General features: G+C 69.1%; 10 protein-coding genes and 3 pseudogenes. 12 read left to right on the forward strand and 1 reads right to left on the reverse strand.

The features are described 5' to 3' along the window. Window positions 1-15 precede the first annotated feature (15 nt). The 12 genes and pseudogenes from ACFVWU_RS35735 to ACFVWU_RS35790 all read left to right on the forward strand — a co-directional run bounded on the left by ACFVWU_RS35735 (window position 16) and on the right by ACFVWU_RS35790 (window position 14,390). The gene (locus ACFVWU_RS35735; protein ID WP_387628665.1) at window positions 16-1,269 is read left to right on the forward strand and encodes an IS256 family transposase; all 1,254 of its coding nucleotides are present in this window, start codon (window positions 16-18) and stop codon (window positions 1,267-1,269) included. 102 nt (window positions 1,270-1,371) lie between these two features. Beyond that, on the forward strand, window positions 1,372-2,400 hold the full coding sequence (locus tag ACFVWU_RS35740) for a phosphotransferase (RefSeq protein ID WP_387628667.1): 1,029 nt from the start codon (window positions 1,372-1,374) through the stop codon (window positions 2,398-2,400). A gap of 68 nt (window positions 2,401-2,468) precedes the next feature. After that, window positions 2,469-3,206: pseudogene (locus tag ACFVWU_RS35745) on the forward strand (alpha/beta hydrolase); the annotation flags it as partial. A 179-nt stretch (window positions 3,207-3,385) separates the two neighbouring features. Continuing rightward, entirely contained in the window at window positions 3,386-3,838 is a 453-nt protein-coding gene (locus ACFVWU_RS35750) for a hypothetical protein (RefSeq protein WP_387628669.1), read from the forward strand. Window positions 3,839-4,537: 699 nt separating this feature from the next. Further along, on the forward strand, window positions 4,538-5,176 hold the full coding sequence (locus ACFVWU_RS35755) for a helicase associated domain-containing protein (RefSeq protein ID WP_387628671.1): 639 nt from the start codon (window positions 4,538-4,540) through the stop codon (window positions 5,174-5,176). A gap of 295 nt (window positions 5,177-5,471) precedes the next feature. Further along, window positions 5,472-7,454: an ATP-dependent endonuclease gene (locus ACFVWU_RS35760; protein WP_387628673.1), complete on the forward strand. Its 1,983-nt coding sequence runs from the start codon at window positions 5,472-5,474 to the stop codon at window positions 7,452-7,454. Further along, window positions 7,441-9,309: an ATP-dependent helicase gene (locus ACFVWU_RS35765; protein ID WP_387628675.1), complete on the forward strand. Its 1,869-nt coding sequence runs from the start codon at window positions 7,441-7,443 to the stop codon at window positions 9,307-9,309. The genes ACFVWU_RS35760 and ACFVWU_RS35765 overlap by 14 nt, the downstream gene beginning before the upstream one ends. An 864-nt stretch (window positions 9,310-10,173) precedes the next feature. After that, the gene (locus tag ACFVWU_RS35770) at window positions 10,174-10,407 is read left to right on the forward strand and encodes a hypothetical protein (protein WP_387628677.1); all 234 of its coding nucleotides are present in this window, start codon (window positions 10,174-10,176) and stop codon (window positions 10,405-10,407) included. A 31-nt stretch (window positions 10,408-10,438) separates the two neighbouring features. Beyond that, window positions 10,439-11,227: a hypothetical protein gene (locus tag ACFVWU_RS35775; protein ID WP_387628680.1), complete on the forward strand. Its 789-nt coding sequence runs from the start codon at window positions 10,439-10,441 to the stop codon at window positions 11,225-11,227. Window positions 11,228-11,270: 43 nt separating this feature from the next. Further along, a complete protein-coding gene (locus ACFVWU_RS35780; RefSeq protein WP_387628681.1) occupies window positions 11,271-11,918 on the forward strand; it encodes a hypothetical protein in 648 nt (215 codons plus the stop codon). Window positions 11,919-12,106: 188 nt separating this feature from the next. Further along, window positions 12,107-12,329: pseudogene (locus ACFVWU_RS35785) on the forward strand (transposase); the annotation flags it as partial. Window positions 12,330-14,195: 1,866 nt separating this feature from the next. After that, window positions 14,196-14,390 carry a hypothetical protein gene (locus tag ACFVWU_RS35790; protein ID WP_387628683.1) on the forward strand — a complete coding sequence of 65 codons (195 nt, stop codon included), beginning with the start codon at window positions 14,196-14,198 and terminating at the stop codon, window positions 14,388-14,390. A 26-nt stretch (window positions 14,391-14,416) separates the two neighbouring features. Here ACFVWU_RS35790 and ACFVWU_RS35795 read toward each other — a convergent pair. Further along, window positions 14,417-14,557: pseudogene (locus ACFVWU_RS35795) on the reverse strand (ATP-binding protein); the annotation flags it as partial. Between the last annotated feature and the right edge of the window lie 335 nt (window positions 14,558-14,892).

The raw sequence follows: 14,892 nt of genomic DNA on the forward strand, positions 1-14,892 counted from the left end.
CAGGAAGGCACGCCCGTGCTCACCGTAGTCAATGTCGACGGCTCGACGCGAGACGGCTCCCTGCTGGACGAGATCGTCCGCGAGGGCGCCCGGCGGATGCTGGCCGCTGCACTGGAGGCCGAAGTCAACGCCTACATCGCCGAGTTGACCCATGAGCGGGACGAGATGGGGCGCCGCTTGGTGGTCCGCAACGGCTACCACCAGCCGCGGAAGGTCACCACCGCTACCGGCGTGATCGAGGTGCAGGCTCCGCGGGTGAATGACAAGCGCGTCGACGAGGCCACCGGGGAACGCAAGCGGTTCTCCTCGAAGATCCTGCCGCCCTGGTGCCGCAAGTCCCCGAAGATCGCCGAGGTGCTGCCGCTGCTCTACCTGCACGGCCTGTCCTCGGGCGACTTCGTCCCGGCGATGGAACAGTTCCTCGGCTCCTCGGCCGGGCTGTCGCCGGCCACGGTGACCCGGCTGACCACCCAGTGGCAGGCTGACCATCAAGCGTTCCAGGAGCGGGACCTGTCCGGCACCGACTACGTCTACGTCTGGGTCGACGGCATCCACCTGCGCATACGCCTGAACGAGGCCAAAGCCGCCGTCCTCGTGGTCATCGGAGTGCGCGCGGACGGCACCAAGGAGCTGGTCGCGATGACCGACGGCTACCGGGAGTCCTCGGAGTCCTGGGCCGCGCTGCTGCGGGACTGCGAGAGACGGGGCATGCGAGCCCCGGTCCTCGCGGTCGGCGACGGCGCCCTCGGCTTCTGGAAGGCCCTGCGCGAGGTCTTCCCCGACACCCGCGAACAAAGGTGCTGGGTTCACAAAACCGCGAATGTCCTGGACTCCATGCCGAAGTCGGCCCAGCCGGCCGCGAAGAAGGCCCTACAGGACATCTATAACGCCGAGGACCGCGACCACGCCGAACAGGCGATCGAGACCTTCGCCAAGCTCTACGGCGCGAAGTTCCCCAAGGCCGTCAAGAAGGTCACCGACGACCAGGACCTGCTGCTCGAGTTCTACAACTACCCGGCCGAGCACTGGATCCACCTGCGCACGACCAGCCCGATCGAATCGACCTTCGCCACCGTGCGGCTCCGCACCAAGGTCACCAAGGGCGCCGGCTCCCGCGCCGCCGGGCTGGCGATGGTCTTCAAACTTGTCGAGTCCGCCCAGGCCCGATGGCGCTCCGTCAACGGTGCCCACCTCGTCCCGCTCGTCCGTGCCGGAGCCCGCTTCGAACGAGGTCAGCTGGTCGAACGCCCTGAGCTGGTCGCTGCATGAATGAGATCACCAGACACTCGCATCCAGCCTCCGTGCGAGCTTACCCTGCGGTCTAACTCGCTTAACAGCCAGCAGTGTTCACGCGTATGCAAGGATGAAGCCATGTGGTCAAGACTGCCTTTCGGGGAGGAACTGCGGGCCGAGCTTGGCGTGCCTCGTCGGGGTCGCCGACTGGGCAGCAGTCCGCGGTCACGGGTATGGCGGGCCGAGCTGTCCGGCACGCCCGTGGTGGTCAAGCAGTTGGTCGACGGGCCGGAGGCCGCCGAGAGGTATGCGCGCGAGGTGGCCGCGCTGAAGCTCGCGTCCCGGGTCGATCCGCCGGTGGTGCCGATGCTCCTCGGCACTGATCCGGGAGAACGGGTCCTGGTCCTTGAGCACCTGAACCACCAGCAGCCCCGCGAGGACTGGGTGGTCGACTACGCCTCGGCGCTGGCCCGACTCCACGCGGCCACCAGTGCCGACGATGCAGGCATACTCCCCGCCTGGTCCGGCCCGACCCAAGACGACGTCGACTCCTTCCTCAGGCTCGCCAGGACGCTCGGCGTCGCGGTGCCGTCCGGCGTACGAACCGAGCTGGACGGCCTCGTGAACCGCCTGCTCGACACACCGGGCCATGCCCTGCTGCACGGCGACCCCTGCCCCGGCAACGACATGCACACCAGCAGTGGCGTCCGGTTCATCGACTTCGAACAGGCCACGCTGGGCAACGGGCTCGTGGAGCTTGCCTACCTGCGCATCGGCTTCCCGACCTGCTGGTGCGTCACCGCCCCGGCCCAGCCCCTGCTGCACGCAGCGGAGACCACCTACCGCACGACGTGGCGCAACGTGACGGGCACCGAGGCCCAAGACGATCTCACCGACGCATGCGCCGGCTGGCTGCTACGAGGCGACGCGCTGGTCCAGCGGGCCTACCGCGGAACCGCCGACCACCTGGCCAAGATCTCGAACCACGACTGGAAGTGGGGTACGGCAACGGCTCGGCAGCGACTCGTTCACCGTCTCGGAATCGTCAGTCAGATGACTGCGGACAGCGATGAGCTCAAGGGCCTGGGGCAACTCGCCGCGGCCATCCGACACGGCATGCTCACCCGATGGCCGACCCTTCAACCGCTGCCCCTGCAACGGCCATAGGGAACCTTTAACCCCGCAACCAGGCGGTGACGACCTCGAGCCACAAGTCTTGACAAGTCCTCCACATCGCAGGAGGGCCACGTGACGCGCTCGCCCGCCGCGGCGGGCTTCCCCCGGAGGCGTGGGCGCTGGGATGGCACCGGGTCTGGGCGATCGAATGGTTCCTTGAACAAGCACACCGATGGATCAACGACCCCGCCAAGGACCCCGGGGCCGTCAAAGTCGTTCGCCGCCATCTGATATCGGCGGCGGATCACCAGAAGGTGTCGGTGGTCTATTGGCTCGGATACGACGCCCCCGAGATCCCGGTCCTGGAAGCGAACAACCTCTCCGTCGGCTGGACGTCCCGGGCCGAGGACGGCGCCGAGGCCCTGCGCCAGTTCACCCAGGGCACCCGGGCTGCCCAGGGCGACCACCCCAATCACCTCTCGGTCTTCAGCCACAGCTACGGGACGACGCTCGTCGGTGCGGCCGCCGCGGGTGGGAACGGACTGGGCGCCGACGACATCGTCGCCATCGCGAGTCCCGGAATGACCGTCCAGCGCGCCGACCAGCTCCACATCGACCCGAGCCACTTCTGGACCGGCAGGGCGGCGGACGACCCGATCGAACTCGCCGCAGGACTCACTCTCGGCGACGACCCGATGATCGACCGGTTCGGCGGGAACAACTTCCTGGTCGACACGTCCGGACACAGCGGGTACTGGGACGGCGGCCAGAGCCTTGCCAACCAGGGCCGCATCATTGTCGGGGTGCCGCCGACCACGGTTCCCAAGTTGCACGACAGCCCGCCGCCTCCCCCGTGACCGCTGGAGCTGGGCCGACCAGGGCCGGTCTGGCTGTTCCGGTTGCTCACCCCGTCCCGGCCGCAAGGAATCTCACTGTGCCGTTCCCCCTTCCACGACTCGCCGCACGCCGTGTCGGAGCCCGACGTCTGGGCGCTGCCGCGATAGCGCTCTGCCTGCCCTTGATCCTCGGAGGATGCATGTCCACGCCCGGTCCCAACGATCCTCTCCCCGTCAAGGCCCGCCAGGACGCCCAGGACTGGGCCAAACACATGACCGAGTACATGGCGCAGACCGCCGGAGTCACCCTCGACACCGGCAGCGCCGAACCGATCTTCAGCGACTGCGTCGGCAAAAACGACGAGGTCCGGGCGGACGGCCGGTACAAACTGTCGTACGCGGCCTACAGCTCCGCCCCACTCGAACAGCACCCTGAGGCCGTCCGCAAGGTCCGCACGATGCTCGAACAACAGGGCTTCAAAATCGACGGCTACCGGGAGAGCGCCAACGGCAAGGTGGACACAGTCCTCGACGCCTCCCAGGCATCGAGCCGGTACCTGGTCACCGTCCAGACCACGAAGGGAGGGCTCCTGGCCTTCAGCGTCAACACCCCCTGCCTGATGCCCCCCACAACAACAGAGACTCCTCACTGACACCGCCCCGTTCCGGCCGCGCCGACCGGCGGTCAACCGCGGACCCCGGCTGCCCACGTCTACGCCCGGGTGCGCGCCGGCGACCAGCGACCGATTAGCCAGAGCACCGCCAGCTCCGCTGCGGGCGAGGATCTCCTCGGTGGTGACGGCGAGGTGGGCGAGGACGTCCTCGGCCTGGGCTCGCCGCGAGCGCGACGGTCCGAGCACGGCGTTCTCCGAGCACGCCCTGGACGTCGTCGCCAATCGAGGAGCTCGGCCTCGACCTGGCGGTGCTGCCCGTGCCGCCGGTGCTCCATTTTGTCCAGGACCAGGAGACCGAGCGGCTGGGCGAGGCGGAGCTGTCCCGGCGCCGGCACCTGGTCTTTATCGCCCACCTGCCCGACGCCCTGGTGGAGGCCGTCGCCCAGGCCGAGCAGGACGACCCGGACCGGGCGCCGGTGGTGTGGCTTCCGGCGGCCGCTGCTACCTGCCGGCCTGACCTCACCGCCCGACGAAGCGCCGGCCGTCGCTTGGTGGTCGCCGCCTTCGCCGTCCTGGCCGTCGTCTCGCTGGCTGCGCCGCGGGCGCCTTCGCCGCCGTTCGCGTGGCGGCGGGCTCCTGCTCGTCCTCGATGCCGAGCAGCAGCCGGCCCCGGTCGAGTCGCCGATCGAGTGGCTGCGGATCAACGCGAAGCAGCACGCGGCGCAGATTCTGCAGACCGTGAAGCTGCGGGCGTTCAACCCGCGCGCGGTCGAGTGGCAGCGGATGCACGCCGTCGCGGCGGTCTTCCACCTCCGGCACGGCCACCTCGACCCCACCGACAAGACGAAGCACCCGGAGCTGATCTCCTGGCTCACCCGCCAGCGCCACCTCAACGGCCAGGGCCTGCTGGACGCGGCCCGCGTCTCCGAGTTGGAGGCGCTCGGCATGATCTGGTCGAAGAACGCCAACGCTTGGGAGCGCGGCGCCGCGTACGCCGCGTTCCACCGTCGGCACGGCCACCTCGCGATCCCGGCGACCGCGAAGCTGGACGACTACGCGGTGGACGCGTGGATGCGCCGCCAGCGCAAGGCCGATAACCTCACCGGCGACCAGGTCGCCAAGCTTGACGCGCTGGACGAGCTGTGGCGCCTGGAGCCGGATGGGAACCGCTCCTACCGCCGCCTGCTCGCCTACCTTGCCGCCGGCGGAACCCTCGACGGCCCGGCCAACCGCACCGGCCTCGGCGACGACCCGGCCTTCCGGCCCGGCACCTGGCTGCGCAAGCAGGACAAGGCCCGCACCCAGGGCAAGCTGACCGACCACCAGGCCGTGCTCTTGGACGCGCTCACCCGGCACGCCGAGACCGTCGCCGACTGACCCGCCCCCTACACCTCGCTGTAAGACGCACTGGGTTCTCCAGGATCTCGAAGACCGCACACCGGTGAAACCCCAGGCCCCGGTCACTGCGGCCGCGCACGGCGCCAGCGTGCGGCAGGTTTCGCCGGAGCGGCTGCCGGACGGCGTGCAAGGATGCGGGCCTGAACACCCTGCCGCGGGCACCTCCTGCCGCAGTCGACGGCGGCCCGCCCGGGCCGGTCATGGGAAACCGCCCACCAGCGGGACAACCCTGGGATGATGAATCACCACATCGCACCAATCGGCAAGGGGACGAATGGGCCTGCACATTTCGCGGATCGAGATACGCAACTTCCGCAACTTCCGGCACCTCGTCATCGACGACTTTCCCGCCCACGCCGTAATCGTCGGCGAGAACGGCGTCGGCAAGTCGAACCTGCTGGAAGCGGTCCGCCTGGTCCTCGACCCGTCCCTGTCCGACGCGCGGCGCATGCTGCGCGAGGAAGATATCTGGGAAGGACACCCCGCAGGCCTCGCCGGCGGCGCCGAAGTGACCATCGTGGTCGAGCTACGCGGCTTCGACGACGATGCTGACGCCAAGAGCATCCTGTCCAGCGCCGTGGTGAACTTCGACCCTTACGTAGCCCGGCTGACCTACCGCTTCGCCCCTCGAGCGGAGGTAGCAACCGCCGAGGACTCCCAGGTGCAGCCCACCGGTCGGCCGCTCACCGCGAAAGACTACGACGTCGTCGTCTTCGCCGGCGACCGCGAAACCAACGACGTGCGCGCCATCCGCCGCGAAGTGGCCCTGCGCGTCCTGCCGGCTCTTCGTGACGCCGAAGGAGACCTGCACAACTGGCGGCGCAGCCCCATGCGGGACCTCCTCGAACGACTACCCCTGGACCCGGTGAACCTGGAAGCCACCGCCTTGGCGATCGCCACGGCAGTCGACCAGCTCACCAAGGACAACAACGTCGCCAAGCTGGAGGGGCACCTGACGGACCGGCTGGGAGCGATGTTCGGGCCGCGCCTAGCGGTCCAGCCCACCCTCGGCTTCGCCTCATCCAAGCCGGACGAACTGATCCGCGCCGTACGCCTGTTCTTCGACGCGGCCCGCCGCAGGAGCATTTCCGACACCAGCCTGGGCAGCGCCAACGTCATCTACCTCGGCCTGCTGCTCGAAGCCCTCAGCCAGCAGCGACTGGACGAAGAATTCATCGCCACCCTGGTCGCCGTGGAAGAGCCTGAGGCCCACCTCCACGTCACCCTCCAGCGGCACCTCTTCAGGTATCTGCTGCGCAGCGGACCGTCGCTCGTCCTCACCACCCACAGCCCGCACATCGCCGCCGTCGCGCCGGTCCGCTCCTTTATCGTCCTGCGTGCAACGGAGAACGGTACGACCGGAGCCACCACGGCCGCCCTCCCCGTCAGCAGCAAGGAAGCCGCGGACCTGGAGCGCTACCTAGACGTCAGCCGTGCCGAGGTCCTCTTCGCCTCTGCCGTGGTGCTGGTCGAAGGACTGGCCGAGCTGTACATCCTTCCCGCCCTGGCCGAAGCCGCCGGCTTCGACCTTGACGCCTACGGCATCGTGGTGGCCAGTGTCCACGGCACCGACTTCAAGCCCTACCGGGCGCTACTCGGTCCGAAGGGGCTCGACGCCCCCCACGTGGTCATCACCGACGGAGACGCTGCCCGCGACAAGCTCGGCCGGCGGGAAGCCGGCCTCAAGCGAGGCGCGAACCTTCATCCCGAGGCAGTCCGCCGCACAGCCCTCCTGGATCAGATCGCCGCCCTGCCGGAAACCCAGACAGCCACCTACCAGGCGACCCGCGATCCTCTCGTCTCAGAGCTCCAGAGCATCGACGTCTACGTCGGAGCTCAGACCCTGGAGACCGACCTGTGCTCGATGTTCGGCCAGGAGATCATCCAGGCATTCAAGGAGCTGAACAGCACGGAGGCCACGGTAGAAGAGGTGAGCCGCGGGGTTGCCAACGAGCTGAACGCGACCATCGACCCCGATGTCCGGAAGAAGATGCTCAAGCGGATCGGCGACCTCGGCAAGGGCCGCTTCGCACAGCGCCTCGCCGCCCACATCGCCCAGGTCGACCTGGACGCCCGGATCCGGTCCGAAGCGCAGATCGCGGACAATGTCCCGCTGGACGAACAAGCCCTGCGCCGCCTGGGCACGGCTTCCTACCTCTTCCTGGCCATGGAACGCATCAGCCGCGCGGCCCGCGGAACCTCACTGCTCACCGGCCACTCGGCGCCACATGGGCAGGGCAGCGATGCAGGTCAGTGACACTCTTCTCGCGGAGCTCGACAGTCTGCACCCCAGGCAGCGGACCGCCGTTCTCCACGACGGTAACGTCGTTCTGCGGGCCGGACCCGGGAGCGGGAAGACGCGCACCCTCGTCGCCCGGATCGCCTACGTACTTCAGACGCAGATCTCGGCCTTCCGCGGCGTGGCCTGCATCACCTACACCAACGCGGCGGCCGAGGAGATCCGCCGCCGTGTCCTCAACAGCGGCGTACGCGCCGAAGGGCAGATCACCTGCTCCACCGTGCACGCCTTCTGTCTGAACGAGATCCTGCGCGCCTTCGCGCATCTGACCGGGCAGCCGGCACCCCAAGCAGGACAAGTCCTCAACAAAGCGGCCACCGAAGCGCTCCTCCAGCGCTGCTTCGACCAAGTCGGCATCGCCGAGGTCCTCGCCCAGCACCGCATGCCCCAGAGCACGCGGATCCGCCGGGCCCTGGCCTGCAACGAAAACCTGGACAGCTTCGACCGGCGGGAAGTCCAGGCGGCACGCCTCTACGAGGAACAGCTCATCCTCCGAGGAGAGATCGACTTCGAGGCCATGGTCACCCGGTCCGTGCACCTCGTCAGGGAGCACGCACACGTCCGCGACCTCCTGCGCGCGCGCTTCCCCCACCTCGTCGTCGACGAGTACCAGGACCTCGGCGGAGTCCTCCACGAACTCGTCCTCGCCCTGCGCGACCTGGCCGGCATCACCATCTTCGCCGTCGGGGACACTGACCAGTCCGTCTACGGCTTCACCGGAGCCGACGCCAAGTACCTGACCGAACTGGCAGGCCGAGCGGACTTCCGCGACCTCGAACTCGAGGTCAACTACCGCAGCGGCCAGGACATCATCACCGCCGCCGAGGCCGCCCTCGGACTCTCCCGAGGCCGCCTCGCCCGCGAAGGCGCACCCCCAGGCGACGTCAACCTCGAACAGGTCGAGGGAGGCCTCCAGGACCACGTCCGAGTGGCCTGCGACCTTGTCGAACAGGCGCAGAACAAGGGCATCAGCCCCGAGCGGATCGCCATCCTCTACCCCGCTCGCGGTCCCTTGCTCGACGCCGTACATAGCGAGCTCACCCGACGCGAGCTGGACTTCCGGCACGAGGGCGACGACAAGCTGCCCGCCGGCAGCCTCTCCCGCTTCGTCCAGCGGTGCGCGAGCCGCGCCGTCACTAACTACCAGATCCACGCCGCCTCCGGTGCCCATCGCGCCGACATGCTGCACCGGACGCAAGCACCGTCCCTTGCCTCCCTGGCCCGCGCCCTCACCACGCTGCGCACCGAGGCCCAGCTCGCCCCATCGCCCTCGCGGCTCTTCTGGCCCAGGGCTCTGCAGCTGTGCCTCGACCCCGAGGAGCTGTACCCAGCCGAAGCCCCTGCCCTCGCCTGGCTGGAGCAGCTGCGTGCCGGCTTGGCTCTCGACGAGGTAGCCGCGGGACACCCCGACCAGGACAACACGAGCAGCCTCGACGGCCTGGCGAGCGTGTGTAGGTCCAAGGATCTTGCGCTGCAGGACCTCGCGCGTGGCGAGGAGGTCATCGGGAAAGTCCTGCTCGCTACCTACCACGCAGCCAAGGGCCGAGAGTTCGACACCGTGATTCTGCCGGGCCTCCTCCAAGGCCTAATTCCGCGCGATGTACCGACCGGGAAAGAGTGGCGGAGACCCACAGAGGCTGAGCTCGCGGAGCAAAGGCGCACCTTCTACGTCGCCCTCACACGGGCCGAGTCGACCGTGACCATGATCGTCGGCCCCGGATACGAGACCAAGAACGGATACTGGATATCCCGTGGGCCCTCAGCCTTCGTGATCGAGATGGTGCGGCGCCTCTTCCCCAAGGAACAGACCTGACCAAGTGGGCGAACCCAGCCCACTCCGAAGCTCCCGGTCCCCCGCCCGCGCCGGGGCTGCTCCGCGCGGGCGGGCGGGGCCTGGGCCAGCTGACTGTCCCAGCCTTCGCGGACGAGGAGCCGGCAGACCGGACGGTGCATTGGTGGCGCCGAACCTGGCCGGGTCACACCCGGCCCGGGTACCCGCCGGTCGCCCTGGTCGTCACCGACGCCGGACCGGTCGCGCTGGCCAACCGGCAGCAGGCCGTGGCGGACCTGTCCGCCGAGTGCTGGCGCGGCCGGTGGTGCAAGGTGGTGCGCGACTACAACGGCGACGGCTGGCGGGTCTACGACGACGCGGTGCCCATCGTCGCGACCACCCTGGAGCTGCTGGCCACCCGCGGGCCGCTCGGGCCCATCTGGTGGCGCTTCGGCCGCTCGGGCCGGCACTCCCTCATCGAGGCGCTGGAGAACCCGAACAACCGGGCCGCCTACGACCTGCGCCAGGCCGCCCGCGAGGACGAGGAGCACAAGGCCCACCAGGAGCTGATGGACTCCCTGGTCTGCGCCGACTGCGGCGACGTTCCCGAGGAGGAGAGCACCTGGGAGTTACAGCCGCCAGGGACAGGTCGAGTGGACCCGCCGCCCCGGCGGCCGCTGCTGGCCCTGCCACCAGGACCGCGAGGAGCGCCTGGAACGGGAGGCCGAAGAACAGCTGGAGGCCGCCCGCACGGCCAACGCCACGCTGCGCCCGTGCTGGACGTGCCGGGGCTCGATCGGGGGGAAGGAGGACTCGAAGCTGGAGCTGCGGGAGAAGGCCCGGCCGGACCGGCTGGAGTGCCCCGACTGCGTACAGGCCCGCGCCGCAAAGGACTTGGGCCCGCTGATGCTGCCTGCCCCGACCAAGCGCGAGCAGGTGGCCGCCCTCTCCGGCGACCTGCCCGCACCGGTGCTCGCGAGCATCCTCGGACTCCACCCCAACACCGCAGTCCGCTGGGCCGGGTTCGCCAAGACCTCTTGGGCCGACTACCTTGCCACCCGCGCCCGTGACATCGGACGAATCCAGGCTGGGACGCCCACAACGGAGGATCCTGCTCCTCCCAAGCAGAAACGCGACTGACAACTTCCGTTGACTTCGAGACCATCAGGCAGTGACTACAGAACTGCATCTGCTGTCCCTTCGTGTCGTCGTGCCACCGCTCGGGACCCGGGGGGCCGCAGTGGAATGCCGACCGATCGTCGACGGACGAGACATCCTGGCCGAGGTGTTCGAGGAGGGCCCAGGGGAGGATCCGCGGTATCTGCTGGGTCCGAAGTCGCTGCTGCATGCGACCGACACTCCTCGTGAGGTGCGGGTCGCTGTGGCTGGATGCGCCGAGGCCTGCTGCGGCGCTGTCTATGTGACGATCAGGCACGATGGGCAGCACGTGGTCTGGAGCGGCTGGCGCAACCCGCTTGCGGAGGAGGTCGGTCTCCCGGAGCTCAGGTTCGACGTCGACCAGTACGAAGCGGAGGTCGACCGGGCCGCGGCGGATCACAGCTGGGAGTGGCCGGCCCGAACAGTCGCCAGGCTGCTGGAGGGGCGGCTTCGGGAGCACACCGACTGGCTGGCGGCCTGGGAATGCGAGCTGGGAGCTGTCTCCGCCTGGCACTGGGACCCTGACCAGATCACCGTCTTCCTGTTCCACCCCGGCCGCTCGGCGATCAGGGAAGACCGTCCTTGGCTTCAGTTCAGGATGACCATTCCGATCTCCGCAGACGACCCGGCTGACCAGGTCGACACCCTTGAGGCCTGTCTCACGGCCGGAGACCCCCGCGAGGTCGCCGAGGTCTGTGGGGGTTCGAAGGAGTTCGCCGATCAGCTCGGCTATCCCTGGCCCGGCCCCCGACGACACGCTCGAACCGCAGGCGAGGCCGGGAATACGGCGCGTCAGGAATAATGCAAGGCCTCACCGTTCCGGAGCCCGTCGTGCACGCCGAGGCGTGGCAGGCCGGCGCGACGCTGCACGCCGCCCTCGCCCAGCACCCGCCCGCCCTGACCACACCCAGGACGAGGACGAGCCCGACGACCAGGAGCACGGGCTGCTCGGCGACGTCCCCAGCCGGGTCCGCCGCCGGGCAGCCGGGATGACCCTGGAGAACATCCCGCAGGCCCTGCAGCAAGCCCGGTTCGAGGAACGCTGCGCCGACGCCGACGACGAAACCGCCCACGCCACCGCCGCCGACACCCTCGCCGAGTGGCAGCGCATCCACGACCACACCGCCACCACCCGCGCCGAGCGCTACGACCCCGACCACGACACCGCCCTCCAGCACGCGCTGCGCCGTGAGCGCCACCGCCAGGACATCGCCGAATGCGCCCGCGAGGCCGCCCACCAGGCCCGCCAGATCACCGACGCCGCCCACCGCCGCCTCGCCGGCCCCGCTGCCCAGCCCCTCTACACCGCCCTGGAACGCGCCGGCCTCCACAACCTGACCGATGAGGATCACGAGGCCGTCCGCAACCTCACCCAACAGCTCTCCCCCGCCACGCTGCGCCAGGTCATGAGCTGGCTGGAGCGCACCCGCACCGCCGCCCTCGCCCTGCGCGGCCCCGAGCCCGCCCGGCCGAACGTGCGCCGCCCGTTCTGACGTTCTGACAAGCCGCAAGGCGCCGGCCGCCCTCGTGGTGGCCGGCGCCTTGCGGCGTGTGCGGATGCACGTAGCCCGCCGCCGCTGCGCCTCTGCCGCCCCGGCCCGTCGCCTCCCGTCGTCAGGTGGCTGGCTGGTCCTCGGCGGGGTCGGTGGTGTGTGTGTGGGGGGGGCGAGCCTCGGGCCCACAGGACTGGCTGACCGTCTACCAGTTGCCCGCCTACGCTCCGGACCTCAATCCGATTGAGGGGATCTGGTCGCTGCTGAGGCGGGGGTTCCTGGCCAACGTCGCGTTCGCCGACCCGGACCACCTTGTGCGGACCGTCAGGCGAGGCATACGAGATCCAATACTGCCCTCACCTCATCGACGGATGTCTGGCCGAGACCGGGCTGACCATCGCCCCACCTTGACCAACGACGTCGCGAGTTCAACCTGAGTGGCGCCAACCTCCCGGCTCATGCGGGCTGTAGGGCGTCCCAAAGCCCTGTTCAAGGGTGTGAGACGAAGCTGAGACGCGAGTAGAGCCAATATCCGTTGAACGGGCGGTCCTTGTGCCGCAAGATTCCAGAGCCGCAGCCCTGCGGTCCAAGTCGCTGATTTCGACGGGAAGTCGGGAGAGTCTGTGAAGCAAAAATTCAAGCTGATTTCGGTAGTGGGCAGCCTGATCCTTGCCGCTTCCGGCATTGGCCTCGCTACTGCCGGGACTGCCTCAGCGGCAGCCTGCAACTCCACGTGGCTCAACGCCGGCGGTGGATATGTATGTGCAAACTATGATCCCTCTGGGTATCAGGCGTCGTACACCACCGGCGGCGTTACCTCGGGCGACTGGATGGACTTCAACCTCGTCTGCGACAACGGCCAGGTGTTCGGGGATAACGGCGCATTCCAGGCATACGGGTCTTACCAGACCTACAGTTACGTATTCTCGGTAGGGTCCCGGGGCACATGCCACGTGGTGCTTTATGACCGCTCTAGCGGCGGTTCTTCCTCATCGCCCTCTGTGAGTCGATAGACGGTCAGGCCGGTCGCCCCGCCAACTGGGTAGGGGCGACCAGCCCAGATCACTGATCTTGGAGTCGGCGTCGGCCAGGGCCGGGCCGATCTGCTCCAGCAGCTCCTGGGCTTCCTCGCGCAGGTGCGGGGCCTGCTGGTCCAGGTGGCGCCGGCGCAGGGCGGTCCGACGGTACGCCTGCCCGCAGTTACAGGCCGGGGCGGCCGGCGCGGGCCGGTCCACGACTCGGCGCGCCGTTGGGAGCAGGGTCTGCGTGCGCGCGGCCACGACCCGCAGGACGACACCGATTCGGTTTCTGCGCGGTGGCGCGTTCTGCGTGCCGACAACATCCTGACGAGGGCATCGACTTCCTCGCGGACCTTGACCTCCGAGACGAGGACGTGTTGCACCGCCAGGGGTACGGGTTCCTGGAAGGGCTCGGCTATGTGCTCAGTCCCGCGCTTGCCCTGACGTTCTGACACGCGACCACCAGGCCGTGGGGCGTCGTCCGTCCCGGCTGCCGCACCGGGTCGCGGTCGGTTCTCCTGTGTGTGGCGGAGGTCCGAGGGACCATGGGCGCACCGTTGAGGTTCTGGTTGCGTACGGGTGCTCCGTTGTGGCGGGGTGGGTGGTTCGGTGGTGGGTGTTGCCCGGTGGGCTGGGGGTTTATGGGTTGGTCGGGAAGGACTGGGGCCGTGGTGGGGGCGTTTTCGGGGTGGGAGACCGGGGCTGGGGGTGGTGTCGGCTGTTTGCAATGGGCGTTTGACCTGCGTGTTTCCGTAGTTGGTTGAGAATTTGCGGGTGTCGTGAGAAGTGGTGGGGTTTTCCGCGGTCTGGATGAGAGCTCTGTATGCGCCACGTAGGGCGGGGGCTGGTGTGGATGCGGAGGCTCGGCTTCGACGCGGTGCCGCTTCCATGCCCGGCCCCGGTTGCCCGGGCCCCTCTGCTCCCACGGCCGGGCGCGGGTCGCTGGCTGTCCGTCTGCCGTGAGGCGCCGTCCGGTCGGACGCGCCGTACCTGCCCGCCGTCGTCCTGCCGCTGCTTCGTCGGCTTGCTCGCTGCGGCCGCCGTTTCGTCGCCGCCGTCCTGGCCGTTGTCGTGCCGCCGTTGGCCTGCCGCGTCGGCAACCGTCGTGCCGCCGCTGTCTGTCGGCGGTGCCGTTACCACGGACGTTGCGGTGCGCCGTCGTCTACCAAGCCCTCGGCCTCCGGGGCGTGGTTCCGCCTGCTGCGCCGCTCGTCGTTGGGACGTCGGCTGTGTGGCGGCCGGGAGGTGGCGGGACTGGGTGCACGAGCTGCGTGGGAGCTACGAGTTCCGGTGCCTCCAGTGCGGGGGCTGGCCCGAGATCGTCGAGCACGTCGACCTCGCCCTCTCGGTGGCCGAACGCGCGCAAGCCGGCGAGCACACCGAGGACCAGCTCGCCGCCGTCCTCGACGCCCTGGCCACTGCCGAGGCACCGTCCTCGGGCACCGGCAGGTAGCCCAGCTCGTCAATCAAAAGCCTGGGACCTGCGAAGAAGTTCATGCACGACTTCCAGCGGCCCTCCAGCGCCGCCTTGTGGCACTTGGCCGCGAGCTCGGCCGCGGTGGTGAAGTAGACCCTATGGCCGGCGTCGACTGCGGCCTGGCCGAGCGCGACCGACAGCATCGTCTTGCCGACGCCGGGCGGGCCGACGACCGGCCGGGGGCCGTCGCGTCGAGGGATCGACTGCAACAGCCGGCGGAGTCGATGCCCTCGCCGCCGTCGTAGTCGAACGGCACCGTCAGAGCGGCGGCCAGTGCGGTGGGGAACTGTCGATCACCGTAGCTGTCATGTGGAGAACCTACCGGGGCCGCGTCGGTGGGGGGTCGTAGGGTTCGGTGGGTGACGACCTCCGATGCGTTTATTGGCCTGCCGGTGCCTGATGTTCTGCCCGATCCGTGGGTGGTGGTGCGGGAGACCGACTGGTTGTCTCTGGACACCGGGTTCGGGACGGGTGAGGA

Source organism: Kitasatospora sp. NPDC058190, from assembly GCF_042883685.1.
Classification (GTDB): Bacteria; Actinomycetota; Actinomycetes; order Streptomycetales; family Streptomycetaceae; genus Kitasatospora.

Coding starts and splice junctions, on each gene's coding strand:
- ACFVWU_RS35740 (WP_387628667.1), top strand. CDS start 1,372: ATGTGGTCAAGACTGCCTTTCGGGGAGGAACTGCGGGCCGAGCTTGGC.
- ACFVWU_RS35750 (WP_387628669.1), top strand. CDS start 3,386: ATGTCCACGCCCGGTCCCAACGATCCTCTCCCCGTCAAGGCCCGCCAG.
- ACFVWU_RS35760 (WP_387628673.1), top strand. CDS start 5,472: ATGGGCCTGCACATTTCGCGGATCGAGATACGCAACTTCCGCAACTTC.
- ACFVWU_RS35765 (WP_387628675.1), top strand. CDS start 7,441: ATGCAGGTCAGTGACACTCTTCTCGCGGAGCTCGACAGTCTGCACCCC.
- ACFVWU_RS35770 (WP_387628677.1), top strand. CDS start 10,174: ATGCTGCCTGCCCCGACCAAGCGCGAGCAGGTGGCCGCCCTCTCCGGC.